Annotated in this window: 11 protein-coding genes; 5 read left to right on the top strand and 6 right to left on the bottom strand. The window is 37.5% G+C overall.

The features are described from left to right. Window positions 1-282: 282 nt before the first annotated feature. Window positions 283-759 (top strand): Lrp/AsnC family transcriptional regulator, encoded by a 477-nt coding sequence (locus tag ACQKNS_RS07905; protein ID WP_427641923.1) that lies wholly within the window; start codon window positions 283-285, stop codon window positions 757-759. A gap of 36 nt (window positions 760-795) precedes the next feature. Here ACQKNS_RS07905 and ACQKNS_RS07900 read toward each other — a convergent pair whose 3' ends face one another. The 4 genes from ACQKNS_RS07900 to ACQKNS_RS07885 form a co-directional block, all read right to left on the bottom strand. Further along, the gene (locus ACQKNS_RS07900) at window positions 796-1,347 is read right to left on the bottom strand and encodes a chromate transporter (RefSeq protein WP_427641922.1); all 552 of its coding nucleotides are present in this window, start codon (window positions 1,345-1,347) and stop codon (window positions 796-798) included. Further along, a complete protein-coding gene (locus tag ACQKNS_RS07895; RefSeq protein ID WP_427641921.1) occupies window positions 1,347-1,934 on the bottom strand; it encodes a chromate transporter in 588 nt (195 codons plus the stop codon). Before ACQKNS_RS07895 ends, ACQKNS_RS07900 begins: the two co-directional genes overlap by 1 nt. Window positions 1,935-2,241: 307 nt before the next feature. Then, window positions 2,242-3,114 carry a DMT family transporter gene (locus ACQKNS_RS07890; RefSeq protein ID WP_427641920.1) on the bottom strand — a complete coding sequence of 291 codons (873 nt, stop codon included), beginning with the start codon at window positions 3,112-3,114 and terminating at the stop codon, window positions 2,242-2,244. Between the two features lie 682 nt (window positions 3,115-3,796). Continuing rightward, entirely contained in the window at window positions 3,797-4,009 is a 213-nt protein-coding gene (locus ACQKNS_RS07885) for a hypothetical protein (RefSeq protein ID WP_214743397.1), read from the bottom strand. Between the two features lie 334 nt (window positions 4,010-4,343). On the opposite strand from ACQKNS_RS07885, the gene ACQKNS_RS07880 reads away from it, so the two are divergent. After that, window positions 4,344-5,018, top strand: a complete 675-nt coding sequence (locus ACQKNS_RS07880; RefSeq protein WP_427641919.1) for a response regulator transcription factor — start codon at window positions 4,344-4,346, stop codon at window positions 5,016-5,018. After that, window positions 5,015-6,013: a sensor histidine kinase gene (locus ACQKNS_RS07875; RefSeq protein WP_427641918.1), complete on the top strand. Its 999-nt coding sequence runs from the start codon at window positions 5,015-5,017 to the stop codon at window positions 6,011-6,013. Before ACQKNS_RS07880 ends, ACQKNS_RS07875 begins: the two co-directional genes overlap by 4 nt. A 22-nt stretch (window positions 6,014-6,035) precedes the next feature. Here the strand turns inward: ACQKNS_RS07875 and ACQKNS_RS07870 are convergent, their stop codons facing one another. Together ACQKNS_RS07870 and ACQKNS_RS07865 are read right to left on the bottom strand one after the other, a co-directional pair. Then, a complete protein-coding gene (locus ACQKNS_RS07870; RefSeq protein WP_427641917.1) occupies window positions 6,036-8,000 on the bottom strand; it encodes an FtsX-like permease family protein in 1,965 nt (654 codons plus the stop codon). Further along, window positions 7,997-8,743 carry an ABC transporter ATP-binding protein gene (locus tag ACQKNS_RS07865; protein ID WP_427641916.1) on the bottom strand — a complete coding sequence of 249 codons (747 nt, stop codon included), beginning with the start codon at window positions 8,741-8,743 and terminating at the stop codon, window positions 7,997-7,999. Before ACQKNS_RS07865 ends, ACQKNS_RS07870 begins: the two co-directional genes overlap by 4 nt. A 336-nt stretch (window positions 8,744-9,079) precedes the next feature. On the opposite strand from ACQKNS_RS07865, the gene ACQKNS_RS07860 reads away from it, so the two are divergent. Together ACQKNS_RS07860 and ACQKNS_RS07855 are read left to right on the top strand one after the other, a co-directional pair. Continuing rightward, entirely contained in the window at window positions 9,080-9,442 is a 363-nt protein-coding gene (locus tag ACQKNS_RS07860) for a group I truncated hemoglobin (RefSeq protein ID WP_427641915.1), read from the top strand. A 544-nt stretch (window positions 9,443-9,986) separates the two neighbouring features. Beyond that, window positions 9,987-10,481: a MarR family winged helix-turn-helix transcriptional regulator gene (locus ACQKNS_RS07855; RefSeq protein ID WP_427641914.1), complete on the top strand. Its 495-nt coding sequence runs from the start codon at window positions 9,987-9,989 to the stop codon at window positions 10,479-10,481. Window positions 10,482-10,636: the final 155 nt, after the last annotated feature.

The raw sequence follows: 10,636 nt of genomic DNA, 5'->3' as shown, positions 1-10,636 counted from the left end.
GTCCATTTGTCCCGCCCAGATATCGGATTTCATCTGTTTGACGGTTTCGTTTTTAATTATACAGCTGGATGAAATGATGTAACCTAAGTTTAAAAACTACATATATGATGGACGATCATGCGCAAATTGGAGGGTAACTATTGAAAACCGACAGGCCATATATTTTGGCTATCGCTTAATTCCTGCCGTTTTTAAGGTTAAAAAGTGAAAAGGAAGATTGTTGTGATCCGCTGGTGTTCTCTGCGATAATGGAGTAAAGAAATCGAAAAGGAGTTACGCAGGATGGCAGAGGACTTTAAGATTCCCAGCTTGAAAGTTGATGGGATCGATAGGAAAATCATATCGGTTTTACATGAAGATGCGCGAATTTCGTATACCGACTTAGCGAAGAAAGTGGAGCTCTCCAGGGTTGCTGTTCAGATGAGAATCAATCATCTTGTTGAAAACGGTGTGATCGAGAGGTTCACTGCGGTCATAAATCCAGCTAAGGTCGGCATCCACGTTTCGGCATTCTTTAACGTTGAGGTTGAGCCTAAATATCTGGAATCAGTCGCACAGCAATTAGAAAGTGAACCGGCAGTAACGAGTTTATATCATATGACCGGTCCGAGTAAACTCCATATGCACGGAATCTTTATTGATAACCAGGAGATGGAACGATTTCTCAATGAGAAGCTGTATGCGGTCGTCGGTGTTGTCAGCGTTGATTGCCAAATTCTCATTAAACGTTATAAAAGCCGGATGGGCATGAAGCTTTAAATGAAAAAATCCCCCTATATAGGTGGATTTTTCTTATTATGTGAGCGGGATGATAAAGCCGCCGTACGCAAAGGCAAGAATGATTACGAAGGCGGGGTGAATCTTGAATTTACCTAGGGCCAAAAAGGCTAATCCAGCGATGATGATTGAATGGATGTAGCCGATGGAACTGACGGCATCTTCGGCCATATTCCAGGTGAGCAATAACATCATGATCGCAATCACAGGCTGTACTAGCAGGGACATGCCTTTTACGATAGGCGATTGCTTGTATTTTCGCAGGATTTTTAATAAATATATCAAAGCCACGGCTGAAGGGATGATCGTACCTGCCAATGCGGCTATAAATCCTGGCCAGCCATATACATCATATCCGACATATGCGGCTATTTTCGTGGCGATAGGTCCTGGGAGTGAATTTCCTAACGCAAGCATTTGTGAGAACTCGGCATTATCAAGCCAGCCATAACGGGTGACGATTTGATCATACATAAGCGGAATCGAGGCTGGACCTCCGCCGTAACCAAGAATATTGGCAATGAAAAACGCCAGAAAAACAGCCATTCCTATTGGGATAATAAGACCCATTAACCGGATTCCTCCTTCCTATTAACCTTTTTATCTTTCAATCGATCCTTTAATTTAAAATGGAACGCCCCATATAAAAGGAAAATCATAATGACGATACCCGGATGCAGGGAAATGACCTGCAAAAGCAAAAAGGAAATCGCAAAAAAGGTGATTCCGAGCACCTTTCCTAACCCTTTTACCGCCTTCTCGCCAAACTCATAAGCCATTTGACCAAGCATGACAGCGACAACCGGTAATACAGCAGCGATCATATTACTGATCCTTGCCGAATTACTTAATACATTAATGAATGCAATCAAGAAAACCATTGCAATGCATGAGGGTAAAACGTGAGCGGCCACGCTGACGATGGCGCCAGGCCAGCCTTTTAATTTATAACCAAGATATGCTGCCATCTTAGTGGCAATAGGTCCTGGGAGTGTATTGGCAATCGCCAAAGTGTCCCCAAATTCATCATCGTCGAGCCAGTGATAACGGGATACTGCTTCGTGGCGGATGAGCGGGATGACAGATGGTCCGCCGCCGAAACCTAAAATCCCCGTTCTCATCATCCCGATCGTCAATTCCGTATATGGATTTTTCAAGAACGATTCCTCCTAGGTTTTAGAATTATTTTCCATGATTATGAATTAATGATAACAAATGCACTTTCGAAATGTATATGAAATTATGATGATAATTACGTAATGAATGTATAAAAGGTATTTTTCAATGCAATAGGTTGAAGAAAAATAAAAAAAACATCTTTTTGTCTTAAGGAATAGAAATGGGAATACGCAAGAAAAACAAGCAAGAAAAATATAAAAAGTACCCTATAGGCAGACCTTCTTAAAGTGGCTGCTCTATAGGGTACTTTTTAAAAGATAACTTTAACAAACCTTTTAATGTGGGTTATTCTTCCCGAATGACTAATAACACACCAATAAAAATTAATATTGTACCTATCCAAAAAGACAAGCCGATTTGTTCACCTAGTATTAACCAACCTAAAAAAGTACCCACTATAGGTTGTAAAAAGAAAAATAATCCGCCACTTGATGCGGTAAGCATTTGCAGTCCGCGATTCCACAATAAAAAGGCACATGCTGTGGAAATGACGCCCAAGTATAAAAGGCCGCCCCATATGGATGGATGCATGACCGCTTGAAAATCAAGCTCATCTAATCGACCAATCGTAACAGGTGTTAAAAAGACAATTGCCACAAGCACTGCATAGGTCGTTATAACAATTTGTGAATATTGCCCAGGTATACGTTTAATTAGAACTGACATAAGTGCCCAAGTTAATGCAGCAATAAGCAGTGATAAGCCCCCAAGTTGGTGAGATGATCCGATATGTGCATTTCCGACAATGATGCCTACACCGATCGTCGCTAAAATAACAGAAATTGATTTTTTAAAAGTGATCTTTTCTTTTAAAACGATACGTGCAAATATCACCATAAATGCAGGTGTCGTCGAAGTAATGATGGCCCCCATTTGTGCAGTGGATAGCAGCGTACCGACTTCCTGGGTTACGATTGAAATTGTGTTTCCAACAAGTCCTATAATGAAAACCAAAAGCCAGTCTCGTTTTTCAATCCGCCAAGATTGTTTTGTTATAACACCAATTGTCAGCAAAGCTAAAATCGCGATTACATATCGTAATAATACTAATTCAAGTGGTGGAACAACGTCTACCACAACTTTTACCACAACATACATCCCGCCCCAAATGCTAGCGGCGAGTGATAAATATAAAGAACCTAATATAGTGTTTTTCATTTTGTACCCTCCGTTTTAACTAAACATTCCCAGTCCTTAACGGAGATGCAATTTTCTACCGTTAAGGAAGAATAACTGCAGGTACATCATTTTCGAATAGCGGTGACCGCAACATCAGCTTTCAGCTCTCTTTCAAAAATATTGGTTTTAATGATTTTAGTTAATTATCAAGCTATTCTAAGCTGTAACCGATCATTCGATTCAATAATCAGTAAGTTATATTAAATATACAAGATTTTAGTTATTTATAAAACAACAAATAATAGTTTTGACATAGCGTATGATTGGAAAACACTCCGTTGAAAATCAAGGAAGTTTGTACATAAAAACACTTTACATATTGAAGCCAATTTATCAGGCGTGTTTGCAAAAGAGGGACCTCCCGGTTGAAGTAGATGTAGAAAAACCCCACCGTTTGCTAAAGGAAAAGGTGGGGTTTTATCATGTTTAAGCTTTCGTGAACTGTCTTGGTTGACGAATAATCTTTGCATTTATTTTAATGTAGAATTGAAAAATGGATTCCAGTTGGAATGAAAAGAGGGATTTATAGGGAAGGGAAGCAAATGGTGCAGGAATGATGTTAAAGAAAAAACGTGGATTAAGATTAAAAGGCTCCCTTTAAGAGTTTAATCCTAATCCACCATTAACTTGAATTTTTTAGGGCATGACCTTTCCAGTAGCATCACAATCCGTTATATTTTCGTTCGATTTTCCTGAATTCATCTGATAGTTCAAATAAGGTGTGTAATACTGCCGTTTGAATGTATAGATTCATATAATTATCATTGCTCTTTTTTTGAAAAGATAAATCATGTTTTTCATTAATTTTCCGAGTTATACATTCATTAATTTCGCTCCACATTTCTTTTGTTCCTTCTTTAATCTTAGTCTCCATATTCTCCCACTCCTTTTTTATTAGTTTATCCAATCTATTACATTCTTATACTTATTTTTTGGACAAGCTGGTAACTTTTTATCTTAAAATGAATATCCATTGTTCAAGTTAGGATTCTTTGCGTAGAAAAGGAGAGGGAAGCGATGAAAGGCGTAGTCCACATTCCTTTTTTGTAGAAATCCATAACCTTTCTTCTGAATTTTCGAGTTTGTTTCATTGGGACATATTCTGGAGTGATGTGTTGTACAAATGACAGGAGTTTGGAATAATTAGCATAATGATATTAAAGAACAATTGAGCCTTTATTGATTCAGTCCATGAATAGGAGATTGTTATGTTTAAAATTATGATAATTGAAGATGATGAAAAAATTAGAAATATAGTGGCTGATACCCTAACAAAGTGGAGATATGAAGTTGTGGAGGTTATGGAGTTTGACCACATTTTAGATGATTTTGAGAAATACCAGCCTGATTTAGTACTATTGGATATAAACTTGCCAACCTTTGATGGCTTTTATTGGTGTCAGCAAATTCGTGCACTCTCAAGTGTCCCGATACTGTTCCTTTCCTCCCGAAATCAAAACATGGACATCATCATGGCCATTAATATGGGAGGGGATGATTTTATCCAGAAGCCATTTGATTTAGATGTTCTTGTGGCAAAAATCAGTGCATTGTTACGCCGGAATTATACGTATCAAAATGGGCATAACCTAAAGTTAACGCACCGGAACTTGTCTTTGAATGTAACGAACTCAACCATTCAATTTGAAGAACGGTCCATTGAACTTTCACGTAATGAGTTTATCATTTTGCAATTGATGATGCGCAAAATAGGGAATATTGTATCCAGAGATGACTTGATGCAAGCTCTTTGGAATGATGAACAGTTTGTCGATGATAATACACTGACTGTTAATGTAAATCGTTTAAGGCGTAAAATCTCTGGAATTGGCTTGGAAGACTTTATTGTGACACGTAAAGGAATGGGGTATTTGATCGAATGAGGTTCATGCGATTTTTAAAACATGAGAGGCCTTATATTTTTTTAGTCGTTTTTGTCTATTGTATGGTTTCTGCCGTGTTTTACACTGATCCCAATATGACATGGAACTTGGACACTTTTCTATATGCTGGGGTATTGACTCTTTTCGTATTGATTATTTTCTTTTTGTATCGGTATCAGCAAAATTTACGCGCAATCCGGGCCAGGGATGACGAAGATCATGAAAACCTTTCTTTAGAGGCAGCCTCCTTACAGCAGTTGATAGAAGAGAAGGAAAGAGAGCAAATAAGGTCCCTCAATCGGATTCAAGAGAAACAAAATGAGTATTACGATTTTATTGTATCGTGGTTTCATGAAATTAAAACACCAATCTCGGTGCTGCGATTGATGCAGCAGACTGAGGTCGATGCCAAGAGCCTTCATGATGAGGTATCAAGGATAGAGCATTATGTGGATCAGGCACTTTATTATGCAAAGTTGGATAACTTCAATCAAGACTATGACATCAAGAATTGTGATTTGGGCCAATTGGTGAAAGAGGTCATAAAAAACCATTCCAAAACGTTTATTTCCAAGAAAATCCACCTGTCTTTACAGATAGAGCCTACCTTCATCCAAAGTGATCCCAAATGGCTGCAATTCATCCTGAATCAATTAATTTCAAATTGTTTGAAGTATACGGAAGAAGAAGGGGAAATAAAGATTGAGACAGTTTCTGATTTAAAAGAAAAGCAGCTGATTATTAGAGATAATGGAATTGGGATAGAAAAGACTGATTTACCACGGATATTCAATAGGGGTTTTACAGGATCCAATGGGCGTACCTACACAAAATCTACAGGGATGGGGTTATATTTAGCACAGCAATTATCCAATAAACTCGGTCACTATATCACATGCACCTCTGAAACAGGATTGTATACTGAATTTGTCATGCACTTCCCCAAAAATGTCGATCCCTATTTCATTATGCAAAAAAACGCAATGAGACCTTGATGAAGGCCATTGCGTTTTTTTATTAATATTTCTGATTTACGATTTTGTAGTAGAGATTCGCAGAAGACAGATAAAACAATACATAAATCACAAAGTATACAGCAAAGATGAACCAGAGCATCGAAGTGAGCTGCGGAAAATCTTGTACTGAATCAAGGATATAGTATTTTAAGATGATCCAGCTGTGCAAAATGCCTAAAACTAGCGGAGGGAAGAAAACAAAGAGAAGTTGTTTACGAATCACGCTTTTCAATTCACGGTCTGCGGTACCAATCTTTCGCAAAATGGAATACTGTCTCTGATCTTCCGTCGCTTCCCGCAATTGTTTAAAGTAAATAACGCTAGCCAATGCAAACAGTGCAATCACAGCCAGGAAAGCAGCTGCAAATAACATTAAAGAAGAACCTTCTATTTGCTTTGAATACACATCAGCAAACGAAGAATAGTAAGTATCTGGTTCCTTCGTGACAATGGCATGTATTTCACTTGATAAGGAGTCAGCTTGCTTCTCATTTTCGATTTCATAAATTTCAAAAGGGATCGATTTGGCTGTGCTTTTTAAGTTTTGATAAGCCTCATCTGAAATAATCAGGACTGCGGGCTTTAATAACATGGATTGAACAGGGTCGCTGGCCCAGCCTATTAATGCGTAATCTTTCTTCTCTACCAGTTTTAGCGTGATATCTTCATTTACATTCACTTTAAAACGTGGCATTTGATCAGAGGGGAAAGATTTTGGGTAATCCGTTCCTTGTGACAGGGATACAGCTTCCATATCTTCTAAATGGATTTCCTCCTGATTTCCACGCAATGAGATGATTTCGTTATATGCGTTTTCTGGGAAAAGAAAAACGTCCCTTGAAAAATACTCAGGGTTCTCAAAAGCAAGGTCCATGTTTGTATTTGGCTTACCTACTAAGGCTACTAAAGTTTTGTGATACTCTATTGAGTGATTGGAGTTTTTTATCTTCGCATCAATTTTATCGTTTGTTTCCTTATCCAATGACTGGAATGCAATATCATTGGGTAAATTCCTGCCGACAGCTTCAAACTGGACAGCGTAATTGATCGAAACGAATCCTATCAAGAAAATAATGGTCGCACTGAACAAAGAGATGAAGGTAAGGTTTAACGTATTCGACCTTATTTGGAAGCGCAATGACGAAATCCACAATACCCGATTGTCTTCATGGAAATTATGCTTCTGGCTGATCTTTTGCAGCAGCCAGCCGGAAAACTGACGGAAGAACAAATACGTTCCACCGATCATGCCGACTGTAACAGAAATAAAGGCAAAAGTTGTATGTTCTTGCCATATGCTTGATTCTTTGCCCCGGCTGATCAGAAAGAATTCCGTTGCTAATAACACTAACGACAAACCTGCCATAATGAACGAAGAAGGTATGGGTTTTTCCATTTTTTCTTTGGCATGAAACAACTCCACGAGTTGTACGCGACCGATCATGAAGAAACTTTGGATACTTGCAATGATCGCTAACAAGAGAAATAGGATGATTGTCGAGCCGATCGCTTGATATGGAAAATTTAGCGAAATGACATTGTCGTATTGCATTAAGTTCATTAATGCCATACCGAAAAACTTGGAAAGTAGACCGCCGAGAAGTATTCCAATTACAAGCGAGAATGATCCAATGATCAAATTTTCAACGAAAACCATTCGTGTAATCTGGCTTTCTTTCATGCCAAGAAGCAAATAGAGACCAAACTCCTTTTTTCTTTGCTTCATGAAGAAAGAGTTAGCATAAAGAATAAAGAAGATGATAAAGAGGAAGATGACCACTGAGGCAATCGACACCCCCGTTTGAAAACTCTCCTTATTTTTGAGTACATCCAATATATCCTGGTTATACATCAGTGATGAGAAGGTGAAATGGATCATGACACCAGTAATCATGGCGAACAGATAAATCGTATAAACACGGAAATTACGCTGAACGTTCCGCAACGTGATATTCAGTAAGTTCACCTTTGATTCCCTCCCATGGCACTCTGGATGTGAAGGATTCGATCAAAGAAGTCGCTTTGACTTTGGTCGCCTTTATAAAGCTCGTTTACGATTCCCCCATCACGCAAGAAGATCACCCTTTTACAAAAGCTTGCTGCATAGGAGTCGTGTGTAATCATAAGAATGGTCGTTTGAAACGTTTCATTTAAGCTCGCTAACTGTTCCAATAATTGTGTTGCTGATCTGGAATCAAGAGCGCCTGTAGGTTCATCTGCAAAGACAATCGCAGGATTTGTAATGATGGCACGCGCAGATGAGGCCCGTTGTTTCTGGCCACCAGAAACTTCTGTGGGGTATTTATCCTGAATTTCTTCAATATTCAATGCCTGGATGATTGGTCTTAAACGTCTTTCCATCTCATCCGCAGAAAATTTCCTTAATGAAAGGGGCAGAAGAATATTCTCTTTAATCGTTAGCGTATCAAGCAAGTTGTAATCTTGAAAGATGAAACCCATCCGTTCTTGGCGGAATGTGCGCAATGCTTTTTTGTTTAAATCCAACAAAGCCTGTTCTTCAAGCCAGACTTCCCCGGCGGAAAATTTATCAATCGTCGATAACACATTCATCAGTGTTGTTTTTCCTGAACCGGAAGGCCCCATTATGGCCGTAAATTCACCCGAGGTTACAGTCAAATCAATATTCTTTAAAACCTGTGTCTTTCCATAGGATTTAGATAAGTTTTTCGTTTGTAATACCTTTTTCAACGTAAATCTCCTCCTCATGTTACATACTATAAAATTCATCCCTTTCCCCACCATAGATGTAACAGGAAGTAAGATTACAATTTTGTCACATTACCATTTAAATAGGTAAAATGAAGTAAACAGTTAATGTAATAAATGGAATTCACTAAATCAATTATGCATTTTCAACAACTTAGTGGCAACATGTTGAATATAACCGAGTTTTTATTCAGGAAAAGGGTCAGGATGGCTGAGCGGCCCATTTTTTCAATTAAAGGGATTTGATGAAAGATAAGGAATAAAAACGTAATAATCTACAGAAAATACTTCTATTAACTACAAAATAGGAGTGTATATATGGAACAAACACTTTATGAAAAAGTTGGCGGAGAAGAAGCGATAGCAAAAGTTGTGGACTATTTTTACTCCGAGTTGGTTCTTAAGGATGATACAGTTAAACATTTTTTTGAAAAGACGGATATGGAAAAACAACGCCGTCATCAGACGAAATTTATTAGTTTTGCATTAGGTGGCCCAAAACAATATTCTGGACAATCCATGGCAAAAGCTCACCATGGATTGAATTTGCAGCCAGCTCATTTTGATGCCATTGTAAAACATCTAAACGATGCACTTGCTCACTTTGGAGTGAATGAAGCAGACATAGATACAGCTTTAGCTAAAGTTGCTTCATTAAGAGATGATATCTTGTATAAATAACCGATCTTTACCTAAAAGGTACTTTGCTTGAGGAGCTGACTTGCAGCTCCTTTTCTTATGGAAGAAAAGGGAGTTCCACACGGTAAGCAAAAAATATTATTCATTAGCTTATTGACCGGTGTCTGGATTCTTAGGAGGTCATTCGATTGCAAGGAGCTGGGTCGGTCAACGTATATTACAAAACTAAGCATAAGACTCCTCATTATTGGTTTTATGCTTTGTGTGTGCGTTTCAATAGTGGTACTGTATTCGAAGAAAGTCATTAGGTAGCCGAATTTGATTAATAATAGGTATTAGAATTTAAAGGAAAATACTTAAAATAACGGGGCAGGTTGGCTTTAGAAGGAAATTTCAATGGAGAAGAACCTTTGATTATCCAGTCTAGTGATTAAATGAACTTGGTCAAAAAATGATGAAGTTAAATTAAGACCACATAGAGGATAAAGTAGAAATACTAAAAGATTAATACATTAATACATAATGATATAATAAATAAACTATTACTGTGTAATTTACTGTTATAGTCGAAAGGTTGTGAGGCGAAATGAAAGATACTGAAAATGTGATCCAAACAAATGCTAAATATCATGAATTAGATGCAAAGGCGAATATTATCTATAAATTTGTTATGAATTACAATGATTATATAAAAACAGCTCGTGATTATGGTACAGGGGAAATCATTAATATGGTTGAAGTACATACTCTTACTGTCATTGAAGAGAATCCGGGAATCACTGTTACCGAGGTAGCGTTGGAGTGGAATCGAACAAAAGGTGCTGTTTCACAGATTATTACTAAATTAGAAAAGCGAGGTTTGATTATACGAAAAAAAGAAGCTGGGAATGCCAAGAATGTACATTTGTATGTCACTGATAAAGGAAGACTTCTAAGTAAAGCACATAAAGATTATGATATTAAAGAACTCACTTGGGCAGATAAAACATTGCGTAAGAGTTTTACTCCTGAAGAAATTAATCTATTTTATAAAGTTATGCAAAGGTATACCGAGTTGTTGGATAAGCCTGATATAAAATAAAAAAGATGTAGAAGTAAGTCATAAATTAAAGCTTTCTTGACAAGTTATCGTTTAGGTACTAAACTATTTATTGTTTAGAATCTAAACATTTTTTTGCACTAATAGTTAAGTACATAAAATTATTACTGACTCATGTTTTTAGGTCAATCCAGTTA

The organism is Peribacillus sp. NPDC094092 (assembly GCF_050279365.1).
Lineage (GTDB): Bacteria > Bacillota > Bacilli > Bacillales > DSM-1321 > Peribacillus.
Note: the sequence above shows the minus strand (reverse complement) of the source record. Positions and strands in the feature narration are given on the sequence as shown.

Bases quoted from the DNA above. Each gene is read 5' to 3' on its own strand.
- ACQKNS_RS07875 (WP_427641918.1), top strand. From the start codon at position 5,015: ATGAGGTTCATGCGATTTTTAAAACATGAGAGGCCTTATATTTTTTTA.
- ACQKNS_RS07860 (WP_427641915.1), top strand. From the start codon at position 9,080: ATGGAACAAACACTTTATGAAAAAGTTGGCGGAGAAGAAGCGATAGCA.
- ACQKNS_RS07905 (WP_427641923.1), top strand. From the start codon at position 283: ATGGCAGAGGACTTTAAGATTCCCAGCTTGAAAGTTGATGGGATCGAT.
- ACQKNS_RS07900 (WP_427641922.1), bottom strand. From the start codon at position 1,347: ATGGGTCTTATTATCCCAATAGGAATGGCTGTTTTTCTGGCGTTTTTC.
- ACQKNS_RS07890 (WP_427641920.1), bottom strand. From the start codon at position 3,114: ATGAAAAACACTATATTAGGTTCTTTATATTTATCACTCGCCGCTAGC.
- ACQKNS_RS07855 (WP_427641914.1), top strand. From the start codon at position 9,987: ATGAAAGATACTGAAAATGTGATCCAAACAAATGCTAAATATCATGAA.
- ACQKNS_RS07885 (WP_214743397.1), bottom strand. From the start codon at position 4,009: ATGGAGACTAAGATTAAAGAAGGAACAAAAGAAATGTGGAGCGAAATT.
- ACQKNS_RS07880 (WP_427641919.1), top strand. From the start codon at position 4,344: ATGTTTAAAATTATGATAATTGAAGATGATGAAAAAATTAGAAATATA.